Source organism: Binatus sp. (SeqCode), assembly GCF_050013435.1.
Classification (GTDB): domain Bacteria; phylum Desulfobacterota; class Binatia; order Binatales; family Binataceae; genus Binatus.
Genome location: NZ_JBEKFG010000008.1, coordinates 22,069 through 41,209, shown reverse-complemented (window position 1 = coordinate 41,209; position 19,141 = coordinate 22,069). Strand labels below are relative to the sequence as shown.

Below are 19,141 nucleotides of genomic sequence, written 5' to 3'. Positions count from 1 at the left end.
ACTCGGCATCAACACTGTCCAAAATCATTGATGAGACGGAGCGAGGTTCCCTTTCCCATAGCCCTGATGCCAGAGTCCGGAAACATCGTTCCCATGGAAGGGTTTTCCAGAAAACGGTGATTCAGACGTGTATATCGCCACAAAGAAGTTCGAAGCTTTGGGGTCTCCTAGCTGATAAGTATCGAGAAAGGTGGAGTAGTCGAAGTTCGTTATAGGTCCGAACAAAGCTGCAAAGTCGATTCTTTTGGTCTGTTCGAACAAGTAAATGCCGTATCGATCCGAAACCACTGGGATGTGGGGAGCGCGATATGGTTGCAGGACACTCATCCTTTTGATTGCCGAATCACTCCCGGACTCCACGTATCCGGTGCCGCGCAGCAGATCACCGGGAATGTTTCCCGCGATCCAATGCCGCACGGGAGCATTCTCTCCCGCAGCAACCGGGTCCGGCCAGGATCCATTGGCATTTCCATCGAGGTCAAGCATCATCAGGGTATAGAATTTTGTCGCATCAGCTCTTTTCCATCGGACCACGGGAGCGGTGGGTATGTCCGATTGGAGAAAGAGATTTCCGCAACTCACCGTCCCTGTATAGTGACGGTCTTTCACCGCGAACGTCACCTCCAATTGCGGCTCCGAGCACCCGTAGCTCAACTCTCTCGCACAAGCGAGATGAGGGATCCCAAACAGCACGCAAAGGATGAGTGACGCGTGTAGCACTGTATGCTTATTCATCTGACTTACAGCCAGGCTCCGGCGCGATCTCGCCTAGCGCACGGACAGTAACGAGACCGGGCCCCTCAGTCTTGGCAAGAAACATATTCATCGTCACGTGGTGGTTCTTGCCGATCGTCACTGCTCCTGTGGGTGATTGGATCGCCAGCCCTTCCAGCGCGTTGATCATAGCTTCTTTGTCGACTTTACCGGCCTTCTCGAGTGCCGCCTTCATCGCAATCAGGGCGTCGTAGTGCGTCATCACGTAGTTCGAGACTATAGCACCGGCGCCGGCTTCGGCCTTGACCTTGGCGACAAACGCCTTGACTGATGGCATGTCGCTCGAGGCGACGAACGGCACGACAACGAACATGTTCTGACCCTTGCCACCGAAGGCGGGGAGGTCGGTCTCAGACAAGCCGAGGAAGGCGACAGTGACGTCATTGAGGAGTCCGAGGTCATGCGCCTGCGGGATGAAGCTTAAGCCATCGCCCTTCAGCGCGAACAACAGAACCTTCGCCTTGGTCGCGACGATCCGTCCGATCAGAGGGGTGAAATCCGTTTCCCTTCCAGTGGTGAACTCCTTGCCAAGAATGTGGCCGCCGAGCCCCAGGATGATTGGCTGCGCATCCTCGAACATCTTATGCGGCCAGGCATGGTCGGCTCCAAGCATGTAGTAGGTGTTGCCGAAGGTCTGGTTCATATAGGGCAGCAGTTGGGCGAGCTCCTGATTGGGAACGCTACTGAACGAGAAAATATAGCGACTGCATGCGCCTCCCTCGTAGTTGGTGGCATAGAGCAGCGGGGTTTTCATGCGCTCGATCGTAGGCTTGATTGCATTTAAGTTTCTCGAGGTGATTGGCCCGACCACGGCTAGCACGCCGTCGCGCTCGATCAGCTTGCGCGTCGCCTTCACCGCTACCGCCGGATCGGTTTGGTCGTCTTCGTAGATGACCTTCAGCGGCTGGCCGAGGATGCCACCGCCGGCGTTTATTTCCTTCGCAGCAAGGTCAAGGCCGAGCTTTGCTTGTATCCCGTAAAGCTCTACGCCGCCCGAGAACGGCAGCACCGCGCCAATCTTGATCGGGTCGGCGGCCACTGCACTTGTTGATATCGCCGGTCCGGCGCAACAAATTAGAAATGCAAACGATAAAATACAGACGGATTTAAGTAGATCTCGTCTCATGTGGCTCTCTCTCCATCTTCCTCGTCGATAGTCGTCCCGATCTTGGAGCTAATCCACTGCCGCATCAACTCCTCGACGCTTCCTCAATTGCGCCAAATCTCTCCAACTTGATTGTGACGACGGGGTACAGTACTTAGAAGTGCCGCCTCACGCGACTGAAGGCAGGCGTCAACTACTGCCGGTAGTCAAAAAACCGACAAGAAGTTACTGCTCGACACGTCCGTGCGGGGGAATTGCGTGGACTTAAATACCATCGGGGAGATTGCGCGTCCGAATCCTGTGGACGCAACGATCGATTGGCGCGAGGGAGACGCATGGCTCGCGGGAGGCACTTGGCTGTTCTCCGAGCCGCAGCCTCATCTGCGCCGTCTGATCGATCTGCAGGGCCTCGGCTGGCAGCCGTTGACCGTCAGTGAACAAGGCCTCGAGATTGCCGCCACTTGCCAGATCGCCAAGCTCGTCGCCTTGACCGCACCGGCGGATTGGACCGCCGCGCCATTGATTGGTGAATGCTGCCGCGCGTTCCTTTCGTCGTTCAAAATCTGGAACACGGCCACCGTTGGCGGCAACGTCTGCATGTCGTTGCCCGCGGGTCCGATGATTTCGCTGACCGTCGCGCTCGAGGGCATTTGCAGGATCCTGAATCGCGATGGCGGCGAGCGTCGCGTGGCGGTAGAGGATTTCGTCACCGGCAACCATAAGAATGTGTTGCAGCCGGGCGATTTGCTCAGAAGTATCGACCTGCCGGCCTCCGCTCTGCGCAAGCGAACCTGCTTCCGTCGAGTATCGCTGACTCATCTGGGGCGATCGACCGCGCTGCTGGCCGGCACGCTGGAGCCGCAGGACGGAGTCTTCATGCTGACGGTTTCCGCTTCGACCGAGCGGCCGCATCGGCTCAAGTTTCCGAAACTTCCCGACGCGGACGGTCTGCGCGCCCGGCTCGAGCGTGAAATTCCGAAGTTCTTTGACGACGTTCATGGAACGCCGGAGTATCGGAAGCACATGACCTTTTATTTCGCGGAAGAGATTCGGCGCGAACTCTCGAACAAGGTGCAGCCGTGAGTTACCTCGTCAACGGCAAAACTTTCTCGGAAGAGCCACGGCCCGGCCAGTGCCTGCGAACTTTCCTGCGCGAGATGGGATGGTTCGGAGTCAAAAAAGGTTGCGACGCCGGCGACTGTGGCGCCTGCACCGTGTGGCTCGACGGCGTCCCGGTTCATAGCTGCCTGATCCCGGCCTTTCGCGCCGACGGCCACGAGGTGACCACTATCGAGGGCCTCGCGCAGAACGGGGAACTGCATCCGATGCAACAGGCGTTCATGCAAGCCGCTGGTTTCCAGTGCGGTTTCTGCACCGCTGGCATGATCATGACTGCCGCGAGCCTGCGCGAAGAAGACATCAAGGACCTGCCGCGCTCGCTCAAGGGCAATCTTTGTCGATGCACCGGTTATCACTCGATCGAAGACGCGATCCACGGCGTCAAATCCGTCGAGGAAGACCAGCCCGGCAAGTCTTGCGGCGCGGACTTGCTGGCGCCAGCCGCGGAAGCGATCGTCACCGGCAAGGTCCGCTACACCCTCGACACCGCGATCGACGGCCTGCTGCATCTGAAACTGCTGAGGTCGCCGCACGCCCACGCGCGCATCGTGGCGATTAGCAAGGATGCCGCCCTGGCCGTTGCGGGCGTCCGCGGGGTGTATACTTGGGAGGACGTGCCGCGGCTCCTGTTCACCTCCGCCACTCACGACGACTATCACGTCGATCCCAACGACACCTACATCCTCGACAACGTGGTGCGTTTCGTCGGCCAGCGGGTCGCCGCCGTCGTGGCGGAAAGCGAGGCAGCGGCGGAAGAGGGATGCCGCAAGATCGAGATCGATTACGAGCTGCTGCCCGCGGTCTTCGATCCCGAAGAAGCGATGAGCAAGGGCGCGCCCGTCATTCACGACAAGGGCGCGGAGTCCCGTATCCGGCGCCCCGGGCAAAATATCCTGCTCGAAATCCACGGCAACGTCGGCGACGTCGAGGCGGGATTCAAAGCGGCCGACGTGATCCACGAGGGGACTTACACCACGCATCGCGTCCAGCACGCGCATCTCGAAACGCACGGCTCGATCACGTGGCTCGACAAGGATCGGCTCAACGTCCGCACCAGCAGCCAGACGCCGCACATCACCAAGCAGAAGCTCTGCTACCTTTTCGATCTCATGCCCGACAGCGTGCGCGTCTTTTGCGAACGCGTGGGCGGCGGCTTCGGCGGCAAGCAGGAAGTGCTGACCGAAGACATCTGCGCGTTCGCCACTTTGAAGACCGGCCGTCCGGTCCAGCTCGAGTTCACCCGCGAAGAGGAATTTATCGCCGCGACCACGCGCCATCCGATGAGCGTCATGATGAAAGTCGGGGCGCGACGCGATGGCACTCTGACGGCGATGGAGTTGCGCGTCGTTTCCAACACCGGCGCCTACGGCAATCACGGCGGCGAAACCCTGTATGCCGCGTGCGGCGAAGCGGTCGCCGTGTACCGCTGCCCCAACAAGAAGGTCGATGGCTACACCGTTTACACCAACATGGTGCCGGCCGGCGCGATCCGCGGTTACGGAATGACGCAGACGATTTTCGCGGTCGAGTCCGCGATGGACGAACTGGCGCGCAGCCTGAAGATGGACCCGTACGAATTTCGCCGCCTCAACGTGGTCAAGCCCGACGACCCGATGATTGCCGAGAGCAACGCCGCTTCTGACACCGAGTTTGGCAGCTACGGCCTCGACCAGTGCATCGACCTCGTGCAGGCCGCCATGACGCGCGGCAACGGCGTCAAGCGTCCGCCCGGCGCCGACTGGCTCGAAGGCAGTGGCATGGCGATTTCCATGCATGGCGCCGTGCCGCCGACGGAGCATCGTTCGGAGGCGCGGCTCGGCCTTGGCGCAGACGGCAATTATCACCTCGCGATCGGCACCGCCGAGTTCGGCAATGGGACCACGACAGTTCATCGGCAAATCGTGTCCAGCGTACTCAACAGCACCGCCTCGCGCGTGCGAGTCATCCAATCCGACACCGATAGCACCGGCTACGACACGGGAGCGTTCGCCAGCGCGGGCACGGTCGTGGCGGGGAACGCGGCGCGGATGGCGGCCGAAGCGCTGCGCGACAGGATGCTGACCTTCGCCTCGAAAAATTATTCCGTCGGCCGTGACGCCTGCCGCCTCGAGCACGACGCCATCTTTTACAACGACACGCGCGTTGCGCTGACGGATTTGTTCGCGGCGTCGCGCAAGGCTGGACGTCCGCTGGAAGTTGTCCGCAAGGCTTACGGAACTCCGCGCAGCGTCACGTTCCAGGTGCAGGGTTTTCGCATCGCGGTCAATCGCATCACCGGCGAAATCGTCATCCTGCAGAGCGTTCACGGCGCCGACGGCGGCGTGATCATCAATCCTATGCAGTGTCGGGCGCAGATCGATGGCGCGGTCGCACAAGGGGTTGGCTGGACGCTCCAGGAAAAGATGGTCTTCGATGAGAGCGGACGCATGATCAATCCGAGCTTTCGCAACTATCGCATTCCGGCTTATGCCGACGCCCTGGAACGTACCGAGATCTTTTTCGCCGACACGCACGACGCGTTCGGTCCGCTCGGCGCCAAGTCCATGAGCGAAGCGCCGATCTATCCGATCGCGCCGGCGCTGGCCAACGCGCTGACTGACGCTACCGGCATCCGCTTCCACGACTCGTCGCTGACGCCCGATCGGATTTACCGGCGCATTTTCGAGAGCAGCCAGAACCAAGGCGCGTGAGCGTCAGATGAAGCGCTCTCTCAGCCGGCAGGTGCTCGCCACGGCGGGGATGCTGTGCGCGATCAGCTTCCTGTCTTCTTTGCCGCGTGACGCATCCGGCGCCGACGCTGTCCCGCAGGCAGTTTCGTCATCGAACCCGGCCGCATCAAGTACGCCGTCATCGTCGATCGCGGGGGCGCTCTCCAGCGATACGCTCCAGCCGATCAGCGCAAACCCCGGCGCCGCCAACATCATTCCCGGAAGGGGTTTGCTGGGCCGGCTGATCGGACTCGACAATATTCCCGGAGTTCGCGTCGGCGGCTTGTGGATCGGTAACGCGGACTATCTGTTCACCGGCGGAGTGAAGCCACGGACGTGGAGCTTCGACAGCCTGCTGCTGCTGAACCTGAACGTGGACGCCGAGAAGCTGGCTGGCATTCCCGGCGGCTCGCTCGACGCGGAATTGCTCCAGCTCAACGGCGAGGCCGCGAACGCCAAGGCTGGCGTCGTCACTGGACACGACGGGCTGACGGGACCGAAGCCGCTGGTTCGCACCCAACTGTACGAACTCTGGTGGCGGCAGATCCTGCTCGCCGGCAAGATCGTGATTCGAGTCGGCAAGACGGTGCCGACCTATGACTTCAACAACGTCTCGCGGGCTGTACCCACCGCAGATGCCAGTCTCCAAATCCCGGCGGTCACGGGACTCATTTACACGGCTATCTTCAAGAACCCGACGCTGATTGGTGCAGCGCCGGGATACTACAATTCTGCGTATGGAATAACCGCGAACCTCGCGCCGACCAGAAATTTCTATCTCACCTACGCGTTTTATGACGGCGCTTTGGCTAGACACATAGAGACAGGGCTGCGCGAGGACCCGGTCTTCGATGGACACTATTTCACGATCGCCGAGGCTGGCTACGCCTGGAGTCTCACCGATCAAAAACTGATTGGGAATTTGGCCGCGGGTGGATGGGCTCAAACCGGCGAGCTGTACGGTCCCAACACCATGCAGAGCGGAGCCGAAGGGTTATATACGTTTGGTTCGCAGCGTCTGTGGAGGCAAAACGCCGGCGTGGACAACAGCGGTGTCTCGGGCTTCTTCCAGTTCGGCATCAACGACTCGCGCACGATGCTCGCGAACAAATTCTTCGGCACTGGGTTTACCGGCTTCGGCCTGATACCCCATCGGCCGGTGGATTCAATCGGCACGGGGCTGGCCTGGTCGTGGCTGAATCGGAGATACGGCTTTCGCAGCAACGAGGCCATCCTCCAGACGTACTACCAGATGCATCTGATAGGCGCCTCTTTCCTGGAGCCCGTGCTCAGCTACATTCCCAATCCTGGCGAGAGTCCGCGCACGCACGGCGCGGTCGCGATGACGGCGCAGCTCACGGTCCTGTTCTAGGCTCGACGGCTACTTGATATCTTCGATGGTTGCGGGCCCTTCGCCCTGGCTCGGATCGATCCTGAAAGGCCATTCGGTGGAATGGAACGGCACCGCTGGCGGCAGGAACACCGCAACGCCGTACTTCTTATCCTCGGCTTGTATCGCTTTACGGCCATCGCCGCCCATCAGCTCGTAGTCCATGAGATAGTAGTTGCCGAAGAACACCTGGCCGACCGAGCGATCGGCAACGGTCCGAATGAGCACGTCGAGCATTTGCTCGGGAGTAGTAACGAACGCCGACGTCTCGAACAGAAACAGGCGCGTGTTCATCGCGTCCTTGCCGAAGAATTGGGCGAGCACGCTGAATAGGACGTTGTTCTGGCGCGCCACATAGAGTGTATTGCTGACCCCGTAAGTCTTATCCCAATCCGGGCCGAGTATCTCTTTCCAGTCCTTGACCACCTTCATCCAATGCTCAACCTGCGTCGTCGCCCCCAGCCAAACATCCTTGGCGAGGAAAGGCTTCACTTCCTGGGCGTATTGCTGGATGTCGGCGAAAGTGTAGCTGCCTTTGCTAAGGCATAGGTCCATGAACTTGAGATTGCCCTCGAGGATTTTGCGCTGGTTCTCGCGCGCGTCGGCGCTTAAGTCGATCGCGTCAAGACTGTCGAGCGCGGTCTGGTTCGAAGCACGGAAGGCGCGCATCTGCCCCATCCACGATTGATCGGAAACGGTACCGAGGTGAGAAGCTGCAAGCTCGAACACCGCCAGGGCCGAATGCCCCACAGATTTGTAAACCTGATAGCGAATCGGGACCTGCGGAGCGTCCAACGGCGGCTTGCCGGGCCGGTAGAGCGTGAGCTTCCCACCCTGATTGCTGAACAGGGCCATGATCACGGGATGCTGTGCGAGAAAATTTTTCTGAAACTTCGCCTGCGCGTCGTCGTACAGGCCAAACATCGCAATGTCGAGCGCGAGCACATTCTGTTCGGCGACCTGGGGTTTGGCCGCGGGCGCGCCGTTGCCGACGATCACGTTCATGTAATCGGGCAAGCTTTGATCGGACGCGCTTTGGGCGTTGGCGCGGCAGCCGATTGCGAAGCTGACAATCAGTGTTACGGCGAACGCTGCGGGAAGACGAAATTTAGATTTGCGCATCAGCATCCATACCTAGAAACGGGCAAATCTTCAACCAGTCGCCGGATGAAAGCTGTCACGCACCGAAAAAATTCAACAATCGGTCACACGGCCTGAAATATGAGGACAAACAAGACGAGGCCGGCTGCGACCGCAAATAGCCCGAGCGCCTCGTTCTTCCAATCGCGAACGCGCGCTGCCAGCCAGAAATTCAGAAATTGGCTCACCCGCGGCATGACCAGCCATGTAAGCAATGCGACGGAAAGAATATTGCCGATCAGCATCTGAACCGCGAACGACAAATTGTGCATCAGCGGATTAAGAAAGCTCAGCACCATGACCGTGGGATAGAGCGCGAACAATACCGCCAGCGCCTGCTTCCATGACGGCGGTCCGCTGACCGTCGCGGCGCGCCCGCGATTGAGCGCAAACCATCCTTCGAGGCCCGTCACCCGATGCGCATGCATGCTTTCGACGATCGGCTCGAGTTCCTTGAGCAGCGCTTGCCGCTCTTTCGACTCCATCCAATGAGTGAGATGGTCAACGGAATCGTAACGCACGATGTCCACCCACTCATTCTGAAACGTGCCGTGCGGCTTGAAAAACTCGGTCGCGAGATAGCCGGGGAAATGCGCCTGCGCATCGATCGCCTTGCGCCGCCACGCCAGGTAGTCCTCCACGTTGTCCTTGGGGACGCGATGCGTAAAAACCATCGCGACCGGCGGTTCAGCGTCATCATCGCTCGCGAGCAGCAACGTGTGCGAGGGCTCCGAGAGACAGGCCTCGATTCGCGCCGTAAGTTGCGCGCGCTCCGGACTGTCGAGCCATCGCTTCATCGCTTGGTTGGATTCGAGACGGAAAATCGCCACCCACTCTGCCTGCAGACCGGGAATCGGGCTAAGTACTTCCGTGCCGACGAATCCAGGGAACTTCCGGGCCGCTTCAGTAATAGCAGTCTGCGCCTTGAAATATTCGTCGGCCTTGTCAGCGCGCACCAGATGAGATGCGATCGCGGTGGCCGGCTGGAGAGCGTGCGCTTCGCGCGATTCAGTCGAGTCATCATTCATAGAAGCCCCCGATTGGTGACGCTGGTGCTGTCATGCATCCAGTTATGGCAGATACCCAAGCCCGAGACCGCAAACTATCGCGATTGAGTGATCATTTCGCAAGACTTCCCTCCGCCAAAGAGTTCCCGTGTCTGCGGATTCTCTGCTCGAAGCAGCGAAATAGCGTGCACCTGCGGGTTCATTCGCATGCTGCGCGGCACTGGAGAAAACCACTCTCCGGCCGTTTGCGCGCGCGACGCGGCCAAAATCTCTGTTGGCAAGTGAGGCGGTTTCATCCACGCCTGACGCACAAGAGATCGACTCGCGATTGATCCATCTTCAAAAGAGAACGGTCGGGCTTGGACGGTTGAGTAAGGTTGAGGGCAGCGTCCCACTAGTCCCTTATCGAGAGTTTCGCGTGGGACGGGCTATCTCATAAGATAACCGGGTGCCCTCCCGCGCTAACTCACGGCCCAGGCAATGTCACTGATCGACGCGATTCTTGGCCGCCGGCTTGCCTCCGACGAGGCGGGCGGCCAGCGTATCGGCACAGCTACCGGCGTGCCGATCTTCGGACTCGATGCGCTCAGTTCCGCCGCATATGGTCCCGAGGCGGCGCTAACCGTACTGCTGCCGCTCGGTGCCGCGGGACTGACGTTCATCCTTCCGATCACCGTGGCGATCGCCATTCTGCTCGGCATCATCTACATCAGTTACCGGCAGACCATCGCGGCCTATCCCAGCGGCGGCGGCTCCTATACGGTCGCGCGCGCAAACCTCGGCACGAACGCGAGTCTGTTGGCCGCGGCCGCGCTGATGACCGACTACGTGCTGAATGTCGCGGTCGGAATCTCGGCCGGCATCGGCGCGTTGATCTCGGCCATACCGGCGCTGCAGCCTTACACGCTCATGCTATGCTTGGTCGTTCTGACTCTGCTGACCTTCGTGAATATGCGCGGCGTCGGCGAGGCGGGCACGCTGTTCATGCTGCCGACCTGCGCCTTTATACTGACTCTCGGCGCCGTTGTATTCTGGGGCGTGCTGGCGACGATTTCCGCGGGTGGGCATCCGCATCCCGTGGTTTCCCCGGCGCATCTCGCCAAGGCCACCGAAGCCGCGGGCGCGTGGGTGCTGTTACGCGCGTTCGCCAGCGGCTGCACCGCAATGACGGGCGTCGAGGCGGTCAGCAACGGCGTTCAGGCGTTTCGCGAGCCGGTAGTGCCGGCCGCGCGCCGCACTCTCACGATCATCATTGTTATCCTGATGGTGCTGCTGCTCGGCATCGCCTACCTCGCCCATGCCTACCGTATCGGCGCGACCGAACCGGGGACCTCACAGTACCAGAGCGTTCTATCTCAATTGATCGGCGCGGTCGCTGGCCGGGGAATCTTTTACTGGGTAAGCATCGTTTCGATTCTGCTGGTGCTGTGCCTGTCTGCGAATACTTCGTTCGCCGACTTCCCGAGACTTTGCCGCGCGGTGGCTGAGGACGGCTATCTGCCTCGCTCATTCGGCAACCAGGGGCGGCGGCTGGTCTACTCGGAGGGCATCTGGCTGCTGGCGATTTTATCCGGAGTCCTGCTGTTGGTGTTTGACGGCGTCACCGACCGGCTGATTCCGCTGTTCGCAGTCGGAGCCTTTCTGGCCTTCACCCTGTCGCAGAGCGGGATGGTCGCGCATTGGTGGAAGAAGCCGGGGCGCGGCGCGCGCGCCAGCATGGCGGTGAACGGGCTGGGCGCAGCCGCCACTGCCGTGACGGTAGTGGTCGTGGCTACCGTCAAGTTCATGGCCGGCGCCTGGATGGTGGTGATCCTGGTGCCGTCGCTGGTGGTCGTGATGCTCGCGGTCGGCCGCCATTATCGAAAAATCGACCGGGAAACTGCGGCGCCCGGCAATCTGAAGCTCGATAATTTGCAAGAACCCATAGTGATAGTGCCGATCATCGAGTGGAGTTCGATCGCCGAGAGCGCCTTGCGGTTCGCGATGACGCTGTCGCGCGAGGTCGAAGTGCTGCATATCGAAAGCGAAGACAGTAGCAACTCGCTCAAGCGGGTGTGGCCGTCGCGCGTGGAAGAGCCGGCGCGTGCGGCGAAGCAGACCGTCCCGCGGCTGACGGTGCTCAAGTCACCGTTTCGATTCGTGGTGCAGCCGATCATCGATCATGTCCTGGAGATCGAGCGGCAAAACCCGGATCGCACCATCGCGGTGCTGCTCCCGGAGCTGGTCGAACGGCATTGGTACCAATATTTTCTTCACAACCAGCGCGCCCAGACGATCGCGGCTCGCCTGCTGACGCAGGGGACGCACCGAATCGTGATCGTCAAAGTGCCCTGGTATCTGCGTTGACGGCGATCGAGGCGGGTTGCCGGGCCAAGCAAACGCGCAGCCTCGATCTTACCAATTGAAGTGGGCGAACAACCTTCGAACCCAGCTTCATCTGGCTCAGGCATTCGAGACCGCGCCTCCCGCCGCGCCCGCGCGCAAAAATCCATCTGGTGTGAGATTCGGGGCTGCGGCGAGGCGTTCGTAGCGATGGTGAAGCCCGCCGAACAGCTGCAAGGTGACTCGATCGGTCAATGCACTGTAAACGGCGATCAGCGATTTCGTTTTCATCCCGCAGCTTCGACTGGAGGTCCGCCTTTCTGGTTGTCAGATCGACCGGCACAGAAACGTGTTCGTGCGCGATTAGCCATTCGCCGCCGTTTCGCCAAAAGAACGCGTTTTAAATGATATGCGCCTCGGTTGACAGGCGGATTGCGGCCATGCCGATGATCAAGCGAGGTCCCGTCGATGATCCAATGTGTCATGGTGTATGAGCGAGATTTCAGTTACCACAGAGTTGGGGAGGCTGAAGTCGAAGACTGGGAGGAAGTCCTGGAGGCGATCGAGGGAGAGCCCCAATTGATCAAAAGCATCGAAGGATGGCCTCCCTACACCCACGTGTATCGCCTGCCCGATGGCTCGATCTATCTGGTCGCATCTGGAACTCAAGACTGACGATAGTTTCACGACCGCGTAACCCGGACTTCCGTTTCGACTCTCTGATTCCTGTTGCCGTGCAAAGTTGGCGCCCCGCCCAGCCTTCGCGGCCGGACAGGGCGCCTGGTTCTATTGCGGACGGTGCGGCTGCCTGCAGAGACGGTTCGCGCTGATGCGGTGGCCCGGACGCGGAGCTGTTCTTCGAGCGGCGCCCTTCGGAGCATTCTGAATTTTCACACGCGAGGGCGGCTCGCTTCGAGCCACTCCAGCCATCGATCCATTCCCTCGCCGGTGAGCGCCGAGACCGGAAAGGTCCGCGGCTCCGGCATCACTCGCGCAAGCGCATCGTTGAACATCTGGAGACTCACACCGCCGAGATGAGGCAGCAGGTCGATCTTGGTCAGCAGCACTGCTTGCGCGTTGCGGAACATCACGGGGTACTTGAGCGGCTTGTCTTCGCCCTCGGTGACGGAGAGTGCGACGACGTTGAGCGTCTGGCCGAGATCGTAAATCGCCGGGCAGACGAGATTACCCACGTTCTCGATGACGAAGATGTCGAGGCTGTCGAGGGCGAAGTCGTGCAGCGCACGATGCACCATCTCGGCGTCGAGATGGCACGCGGAGCCGGTGGTGATCGTCGCCGCCGGGATTCCCGCGGCGCGCAACCGCTGGGCGTCGCGATCGGTGGCGAGGTCGCCGCTCACGGCGCCCAACCGGTGGCGCGAGGCGAGCGCTCGCGCCGTGGCCTCCAGAATCGCGGTCTTACCAGAACCGGGCGAGCCCATCAGGTTGATTGCCAGCACGTCGTGCGCGGCGAAATGCTCGCGGTTATGGCGCGCAACCCGGTCGTTGCCGGACAGGAGGCGTTCGTGAACTACAACCGGCACGATCTCCGGGTCACCGCATCCGCAGTCCTGGCACATCACGGCACCTCCATTTCGATTCGTTCGAGTATGATTTCGTCACCTGACATCAGGCGCGCCGGCATTCCGCATCCTTCACAGCTCAGGACTGCACCGCGTGCGAGGGTTCGGCCGCACACGGGACAAACCCATCGCTCCGCGACGGGCTCGATGCAGAGTTCGGCGCGGGCGCAGATCGTGCCGGCGCGAAAATGTTCGTAAGCCTTCGACAACAGATCGGGCTCGACGCCGGCGCCGTCGCCGATCCGCAGTGTGAGGCGATATACCGAGGTTGCGTTGTGCGCCCGCGCCTCGGCGCTAACGCGTTCGAGCAGCGCACTTACTATCGAATATTCGTGCATCGCGGCGGACCGCCTACCTGCCGTTGAAGCGCGGGGGCTGTTTGGAAAAGAACGCGTCGATTCCCGCGGCGAAATCGCCGGTGTCCGCGATTCGGGCAAGGCTCTCGAGTTCGCGGTCAAGATGGTAGTCGAGCCGGTCGACGCCCGCCGCCTCGTTGATGAGACGCTTGGCGACCGCGTATGCGGCGGTCGGTCCGTCGGCAAGCCGGCGCATAACCGCCATCGTCTCGGCCTCGAACAGGGCCGCGGGATAGACCTCGTTGATGAGTCCGATCCTCAGCGCGCGTTGAGGATCGATCCGCGGATTCATCAGCACCATTTCCATCGCGCGGCGAAGCCCGATGAGCTTGGGCAGAAAGAACGTCGAGCTCTCGGCGCCGGTGAGGCCGGTCTTGCTGTAGGCCCATTCGAAGCTCGCGCGGTCGGAGGCCAGCACGAGATCGCACGCCATCGCGATTCCGAAGCCGCCGGCGGCGGCGACGCCGTCCACCGCTGCGACAAACGGCTTCGGCGCGCGTTTGATCTCGGAGATGGTGCTGTGGATGTACTCGAGGATTTGCTTGAACAGTTCACCGTAGCGATCATCACCGCCGCCGCCTGCTTTGGGTGCGAGATAACTCAGGTCGGCGGCGTCCCCGCCGGCGCGGATATACTTCAGATCGGCGCCGCTGCAGAAGATTCCGCCAGCGCCACGAATTACAACGGCGCGCACGCCGTCGTCGCGCGCGAGCTGAAGGCCCGCCTTGCGCAGGTCCTGCGCCGTTGCGACATCGAGCGAGTTGAACCGCTCGACGCGGTCGATCGTGATGATGCCAATCCCGTCGTCGCGCTCCACTTTGATATGCTTCATCGCTGCATCACCGGATTCGCTCAGCAGATTCGTGGCAAAAGCTCTCCCTCCGGCTCGGTAAGCAGGCGCAGCCCAAACCCGGTGTCGAGGATAACAAAGCCCGGGCGTTGTGCGACGCAGCTCCCGACGATCTCGGCGCGCATTCCGAGCGGATGCGATCGCAGCGCCGCAAGCACGCTCGCAGCCGCGTCGGGGCGCACTCCGAGCACCGCTTTGCCCTCGTTCGCCGCGTGCATGGGATCGATCCCCAGCAGCTCACCGGTGGCCTGAACACTGGTGTTGAACGGAATCCGGGACGCCTTGAGCATGATACCGACGCGGCTCTTCGCGGCCATCTCGTGCAGCGTGCTGGCGAGTCCGCCGCGGGTCGGATCCTTCATCGCGACCACGCCCTCGCCACCGGCCTCGAGCGCGCGCCTGATCAAGCCGTTGAGCGGGGCAACGTCGGAGCGCAGCTCGCCTTCGAGCTCCAGCGAATGCCGCAGCGCCATCACGGCGAGCCCGTGATCTCCGATCGTGCCGGTCACGATAATCTGGTCGCCGAGCGCAAGCCCGCAGTCGGGCACGAGGCGGCGCGTGAAGGCCACGCCGGCTGTATTGAGCACGATTCCGTCGATCTCGCCGCGGCCCATCACCTTGGTGTCGCCGGTAACGATCGCGGTTCCGGCCTCCGCGCAGGCGGCGCTGATCGACGCCTTGATTCGTTCCAGGTCGGCGCGGGGGAAGCCCTCCTCGATAATCACGGCGCAGGTCAGCGCGGCGATCTCGGTCGCGCCCATCATCGACAGATCGTTCACCGTGCCCGACACCGCGAGGCGGCCGATGTCGCCGCCGGGGAAAAACGGTGGCTTGACCACATATGAATCAGTCGTCATCACCAGCCACTGATCGCCCACGCGCAATGCCGCGCCGTCGTCCATGGCGGCAAGTCCGATGCCGCCGTCGGCCGGCGCTTTCGCATCGCCGACGAACACCTGCTGGATCAGCTCGCGCATCGCGCGCCCGCCGGCGCCATGCTTGAGCATCACCTTTGCGTCAGGCGCAATTCCGGACGCGTTCATGAATCCCTCAGGTCGAGTTGCCCGCCGTACTGATGCCAGATCCGGCAGGTGCCTTCGCTGCTGACCATGCACGCGCCAACTGGATTGTCGGGCACGCATTCCTTGCTGAACAGCGTACAGGCCGACGGCGACGCGATGCCCGCCATGATGTCGCCGCAGATGCAGCTTTGCGCGAGGCTCGGCGGCGCAAACTCCCAGAGCCTGCTCACGTCGATTTTGAACCGCCGGCGCGCGTCGAAGTGCGACCATTCATCGCGCAGGCGCAGGTTGCCGTTGGGAACGTGCGCGATTCCGCGCCATCGCCCGCCCACAGTCCGAAACACCTTCCACAGCACTTCCTGCGCGCGGAGGTTGCCTTCGCGCCTGACGCATCGCGGATACATGTTTGCAACTTCGGCCCGGCGGTCGCGGATTAGTTCGAGCAGCTTGCCGAGCCCGGCCAGGATATCGAGCGGTTCGAAGCCGGCCACGACCACCGGAATCCCATGGCGCTCGACGAAGCGTTCGAAAATGGCGCAGCCGGTGATCGTCGCCGCGTGCCCCGCAGCGAGGAAACCCTCGACGCGCGTTTGCGGCATCTCGGCGACGATTTCCATCACCGGCGGGATGTACTTGTGTGCGGAGAGTATCGAAAAGTTTGCCGGCGGTCCGCTCAGGATCAACGCGGCTGTCGCGACGGCGGTGGTCTCGAAGCCGCTGGCGAAAAAGACCAGCTCCTCGTCGAGCTTCGCCGCGAGCTGCGCCGCCTGCGCCACGCTGTACACCACATCGATCTTCGCGCCCGCGGCCTGTGCGTCGGCAAGCGATCGCGCAGTCCCGGGCACACGGAGCATGTCGCCGTACGTGGCGATTCGCACGCCATCTTCCGCCAGCGCGACCGCCTCGTCCACTTCAGGCATGTCGGTCACGCAGACCGGGCATCCCGGGCCCATGATGACTTCAAGCTGGCGCGGGAAGATCGCGCGCAATCCGAAGCGCGCGATCGCCTGCTCGTGGCTGCCACACACATGCATCACGGACACGGGATCGCGGCCGATTTCCCGCACCAGGCGCTCGAGCATTTCCGCCATCGCGGCCGCCCGCGCGGGATCGCGGAACTGGAGCCGGTTGCCGCCGATGTCACTCATTTTTCTTTTCGCCGGCCGGGCCGATCTCGGCCCGGATGTCGGCGGCCAGCAGATCTTCTTTCGAGATTGCTGCCAGCAGGTGCTCGTACAGCGCCAATGTTTCGTCTACTTCAGCGGGCGGGATGCGGCAAATGGCAAAGCCGACGTGATTCATCACGTAATCGCCCGGTTCGACAGGCTCATCGACGATATCGAGCCGCACGTTGCGGCGGATGCCGAAGAAATCGACGGTGGCCAGCAATCCATCGATCGACACCACCTTGCCGGGAACGCCTAGGCACATATCGAACCCCCTGCGCGCGTGCGCGCGTCGGCGACCATCGCCTGTCCCAGTGCGATACCGCCGTCGCCGGGCGGAACCGAACGATGCGTGTAAACGTCGAAATTCCGCGCGAGCGCGGAGGCGATTCCTTCCGCAAGGCGCGCATTCTGGAAGCATCCGCCGGTCAGCACGATCGGCACCCGCCCGACGCTCGCCGACGCCGCGCGCACGACCTCGGCGGCCGCGCACACAAGAGTATTGTGAAAGCGAGCCGCGATCACGCCCGCGCCGACACCGCGCAGCAGATCGCGCACCGCGTCGCGCACCGCCTGGCGCAGATCAATTTCCCATGGCGACGAGTTGCGATCGACGTCGAAGCGGTAGTGCGCGCGTTCGGCCGAATCGGCTGCCCATTCCAGGCGCATCGCGACCTGGCCCTCGTAGTTCGCCTGCGTAAGTCCCAGCACCAGCGCGCCGAAGGCGTCGAAGTAGCGGCCGAGGCCGTGCGCCAGCGGCGCATTGAATCGGGTCGCGATCATCCGGCGCACGACGGTCAAGTCGCGCGGCGCGATCTCCGCGAAAAGCGCCAAGTCATCGAGCGGCGCCGCCGCGGCGAAAGCGTCATCGAGCATCGCAAGCGCGATCCGCCACACCTTTCGAATGGCAGTATCGCCACCGGCAAGCGCGAGCGGACGAAAGGTCGCAAGCCGCGTGAAGCCGGCGAAATCCGCGAGCAGAAATTCACCGCCCCACGCGTGGCCGTCGCTTCCATAGCCGGTTCCGTCAAACGCGAGGCCGAGCACCGGGCCGGTAAGTCCGTGCTCCGCCATCGCGCTGGCAACGTGCGCATGATGATGCTGAACCTGCACCGCGACCAAGCCGCTGCGCGAGCGCGCATACAAGGTCGAAAGGTAGTCGGGATGCAGGTCATGGGCGATGACCTCGGGATTCACCTCGAGAAAGCGCTCCATCCGCGCGATCGATTCCTCGAACGACTGGAAGGTGTCGAGATTTTCAAGGTCGCCGATATGCGGCCCGAGATACGCCCGGGCGCCGACGCCGATGCAGAACGTATTCTTGAGCTGCGCTCCGCACGCCAGCACGGGACGGCTGAACGCTCGCGGGAGCGCGATCGCGCGCGGCACATAACCGCGCGAGCGGCGGATCACGGTGGGGGCCCCGGCAAGCACTCGCACGACCGAGTCGTCGCATCGGGTCACGATCTCGCGGTCGTGCAAAACGAACAGGTCGGCGACCGCGCCGAGCCGCGCGATAGCCTCGTCGTTGCGATAGGCAATGGGTTCCTCGGACAGATTGCCCGAGGTCATCACGAGCGGGCGGCCGGCTTCAGCCACGATCAAGTGATGCAGCGGCGAGTATGGAAGCATCAGCCCGAGCATCGGATTATCGGGCGCAATTTCGCCGGCGAGTTCGGCGTCGTCGCGCCGTCGGACAAGAACAATCGGCCGCTCGCTGGAGACCAGGACGGCAGTTTCGGCTTGGGTAAGATCCGCCAGGCGTTGGGCCTCAGCGAGATCGCGCACCATCACGGCGAGCGGCTTTTGCTCGCGGCGTTTGCGGCTGCGAAGGCGCCGCACCGCGGCGGAACTGGTCGCATCGCAGGCGAGGTGAAACCCGCCAATTCCCTTGATTGCGACAATCCGGCCCGCCGCGATCGCGCGAGCGGCGGCGCGAATCGCGTCGGGCTCGGCCGCGGTTTGATCAGCGCTCGGATCGAAGATGCTAAGAGCAGGGCCGCACCGGGGACACGCGTTCGGCTCGGCATGGAAGCGGCGATCGGCGACGGCTTGGTACTCGCAACGGCACTCGGGGCACATCGCAAAACGCGCCATCGTGGTAGCCGGCCGATCGTAGGGAATGTCGCGCGTGATGGTGAAGCGCGGCCCGCAATTGGTGCAGTTGGTGAACGGGTAGCGATAGCGGCGGTCGGCTGGATCGAAAATTTCGGACAAGCAATCGGCGCAAATCGCAATATCGGGCGGAATCGCAAGCCGACGCTCGGCACCGCGGCGGCTCTGGACTATTTCGAAACGTTCGAGATGCTCGGGCGGAATCGTTTCGCAAACGATGCCCTCGATTCGCGCGGCTGGTGGTGCTGAGGCAGAAAGCAGGCGGACGAATCTATCGAGCATCTGCGCTGTGCCGAACGCCTCGATCGTGGCGCCCGTCGAGCTGTTCCACACCCGCCCGCGAACGCGTTCGCGGCCGGCGAGCCGATGCACCCAAGGACGAAATCCGACCCCCTGAACCGTGCCCCCGATTCTAATCCGCCGGCCTTCGGTGCGATCCCCGGGCGGCGCAAGATTACAGCTTGGGTGCGGTGCGTCCATCACT

The 19,141-nt window shown here is 62.2% G+C and carries 16 protein-coding genes; 4 read left to right on the top strand and 12 right to left on the bottom strand.

Annotation, left to right across the window (positions count from 1 at the left end; translation table 11 throughout):
- Window positions 1-24: 24 nt before the first annotated feature.
- Together ABSB13_RS02895 and ABSB13_RS02890 are read right to left on the bottom strand one after the other, a co-directional pair.
- Window positions 25-621, bottom strand: a complete 597-nt coding sequence (locus tag ABSB13_RS02895) for a YbhB/YbcL family Raf kinase inhibitor-like protein (RefSeq protein WP_428105402.1) — start codon at window positions 619-621, stop codon at window positions 25-27.
- A gap of 106 nt (window positions 622-727) precedes the next feature.
- On the bottom strand, window positions 728-1,813 hold the full coding sequence (locus ABSB13_RS02890; RefSeq protein WP_428105366.1) for a substrate-binding protein: 1,086 nt from the start codon (window positions 1,811-1,813) through the stop codon (window positions 728-730).
- 324 nt (window positions 1,814-2,137) lie between these two features.
- On the opposite strand from ABSB13_RS02890, the gene ABSB13_RS02885 reads away from it, so the two are divergent.
- From ABSB13_RS02885 to ABSB13_RS02875, 3 genes are read left to right on the top strand one after another with little or no spacing between them, the layout of a single operon-like run.
- The gene (locus ABSB13_RS02885; protein WP_428105364.1) at window positions 2,138-2,962 is read left to right on the top strand and encodes an FAD binding domain-containing protein; all 825 of its coding nucleotides are present in this window, start codon (window positions 2,138-2,140) and stop codon (window positions 2,960-2,962) included.
- Entirely contained in the window at window positions 2,959-5,688 is a 2,730-nt protein-coding gene (locus ABSB13_RS02880; protein ID WP_428105362.1) for a molybdopterin-dependent oxidoreductase, read from the top strand. Before ABSB13_RS02885 ends, ABSB13_RS02880 begins: the two co-directional genes overlap by 4 nt.
- Before the next feature lie 7 nt (window positions 5,689-5,695).
- A complete protein-coding gene (locus ABSB13_RS02875; RefSeq protein WP_428105360.1) occupies window positions 5,696-7,078 on the top strand; it encodes a carbohydrate porin in 1,383 nt (460 codons plus the stop codon).
- Between the two features lie 9 nt (window positions 7,079-7,087).
- Here the strand turns inward: ABSB13_RS02875 and ABSB13_RS02870 are convergent, their stop codons facing one another.
- Complete coding sequence (locus ABSB13_RS02870; RefSeq protein WP_428105358.1) at window positions 7,088-8,218, bottom strand: hypothetical protein; 1,131 nt, start codon at window positions 8,216-8,218, stop codon at window positions 7,088-7,090.
- Between the two features lie 83 nt (window positions 8,219-8,301).
- Window positions 8,302-9,264, bottom strand: a complete 963-nt coding sequence (locus ABSB13_RS02865; protein WP_428105357.1) for an antibiotic biosynthesis monooxygenase — start codon at window positions 9,262-9,264, stop codon at window positions 8,302-8,304.
- Between the two features lie 459 nt (window positions 9,265-9,723).
- On the opposite strand from ABSB13_RS02865, the gene ABSB13_RS02860 reads away from it, so the two are divergent.
- Entirely contained in the window at window positions 9,724-11,589 is a 1,866-nt protein-coding gene (locus tag ABSB13_RS02860) for an APC family permease (RefSeq protein ID WP_428105355.1), read from the top strand.
- A 96-nt stretch (window positions 11,590-11,685) separates the two neighbouring features.
- On the opposite strand, the gene ABSB13_RS02855 is transcribed toward ABSB13_RS02860, so the two are convergent.
- The 8 genes from ABSB13_RS02855 to hypF all read right to left on the bottom strand — a co-directional run bounded on the left by ABSB13_RS02855 (window position 11,686) and on the right by hypF (window position 19,137).
- Window positions 11,686-11,856: a hypothetical protein gene (locus ABSB13_RS02855; protein WP_428105354.1), complete on the bottom strand. Its 171-nt coding sequence runs from the start codon at window positions 11,854-11,856 to the stop codon at window positions 11,686-11,688.
- A gap of 599 nt (window positions 11,857-12,455) precedes the next feature.
- Window positions 12,456-13,145: a hydrogenase nickel incorporation protein HypB gene (gene hypB, locus ABSB13_RS02850; protein WP_428105352.1), complete on the bottom strand. Its 690-nt coding sequence runs from the start codon at window positions 13,143-13,145 to the stop codon at window positions 12,456-12,458.
- Window positions 13,145-13,486 (bottom strand): hydrogenase maturation nickel metallochaperone HypA/HybF, encoded by a 342-nt coding sequence (locus tag ABSB13_RS02845; RefSeq protein ID WP_428105350.1) that lies wholly within the window; start codon window positions 13,484-13,486, stop codon window positions 13,145-13,147. The genes hypB and ABSB13_RS02845 overlap by 1 nt, the downstream gene beginning before the upstream one ends.
- Window positions 13,487-13,499: 13 nt before the next feature.
- The gene (locus ABSB13_RS02840) at window positions 13,500-14,336 is read right to left on the bottom strand and encodes an enoyl-CoA hydratase/isomerase family protein (RefSeq protein WP_428105348.1); all 837 of its coding nucleotides are present in this window, start codon (window positions 14,334-14,336) and stop codon (window positions 13,500-13,502) included.
- Window positions 14,337-14,356: 20 nt separating this feature from the next.
- On the bottom strand, window positions 14,357-15,397 hold the full coding sequence (hypE, locus tag ABSB13_RS02835; protein ID WP_428105346.1) for a hydrogenase expression/formation protein HypE: 1,041 nt from the start codon (window positions 15,395-15,397) through the stop codon (window positions 14,357-14,359).
- Window positions 15,394-16,524: a hydrogenase formation protein HypD gene (gene hypD / locus ABSB13_RS02830; RefSeq protein WP_428105345.1), complete on the bottom strand. Its 1,131-nt coding sequence runs from the start codon at window positions 16,522-16,524 to the stop codon at window positions 15,394-15,396. The genes hypE and hypD overlap by 4 nt, the downstream gene beginning before the upstream one ends.
- A complete protein-coding gene (locus ABSB13_RS02825) occupies window positions 16,517-16,783 on the bottom strand; it encodes a HypC/HybG/HupF family hydrogenase formation chaperone (protein WP_428105344.1) in 267 nt (88 codons plus the stop codon). The genes hypD and ABSB13_RS02825 overlap by 8 nt, the downstream gene beginning before the upstream one ends.
- A 14-nt stretch (window positions 16,784-16,797) precedes the next feature.
- Window positions 16,798-19,137 (bottom strand): carbamoyltransferase HypF, encoded by a 2,340-nt coding sequence (gene hypF / locus ABSB13_RS02820; RefSeq protein ID WP_428105343.1) that lies wholly within the window; start codon window positions 19,135-19,137, stop codon window positions 16,798-16,800.
- Window positions 19,138-19,141 lie beyond the last annotated feature (4 nt).

Excerpts from the sequence above, each read along its gene's own strand:
- ABSB13_RS02875 (WP_428105360.1), top strand. The coding sequence starts at position 5,696 with ATGAAGCGCTCTCTCAGCCGGCAGGTGCTCGCCACGGCGGGGATGCTG.
- ABSB13_RS02870 (WP_428105358.1), bottom strand. The coding sequence starts at position 8,218 with ATGCGCAAATCTAAATTTCGTCTTCCCGCAGCGTTCGCCGTAACACTG.
- ABSB13_RS02865 (WP_428105357.1), bottom strand. The coding sequence starts at position 9,264 with ATGAATGATGACTCGACTGAATCGCGCGAAGCGCACGCTCTCCAGCCG.
- ABSB13_RS02860 (WP_428105355.1), top strand. The coding sequence starts at position 9,724 with ATGTCACTGATCGACGCGATTCTTGGCCGCCGGCTTGCCTCCGACGAG.
- ABSB13_RS02855 (WP_428105354.1), bottom strand. The coding sequence starts at position 11,856 with ATGAAAACGAAATCGCTGATCGCCGTTTACAGTGCATTGACCGATCGA.
- hypB (WP_428105352.1), bottom strand. The coding sequence starts at position 13,145 with ATGTGCCAGGACTGCGGATGCGGTGACCCGGAGATCGTGCCGGTTGTA.
- ABSB13_RS02845 (WP_428105350.1), bottom strand. The coding sequence starts at position 13,486 with ATGCACGAATATTCGATAGTAAGTGCGCTGCTCGAACGCGTTAGCGCC.
- ABSB13_RS02840 (WP_428105348.1), bottom strand. The coding sequence starts at position 14,336 with ATGAAGCATATCAAAGTGGAGCGCGACGACGGGATTGGCATCATCACG.
- hypE (WP_428105346.1), bottom strand. The coding sequence starts at position 15,397 with ATGAACGCGTCCGGAATTGCGCCTGACGCAAAGGTGATGCTCAAGCAT.
- hypD (WP_428105345.1), bottom strand. The coding sequence starts at position 16,524 with ATGAGTGACATCGGCGGCAACCGGCTCCAGTTCCGCGATCCCGCGCGG.
- hypF (WP_428105343.1), bottom strand. The coding sequence starts at position 19,137 with ATGGACGCACCGCACCCAAGCTGTAATCTTGCGCCGCCCGGGGATCGC.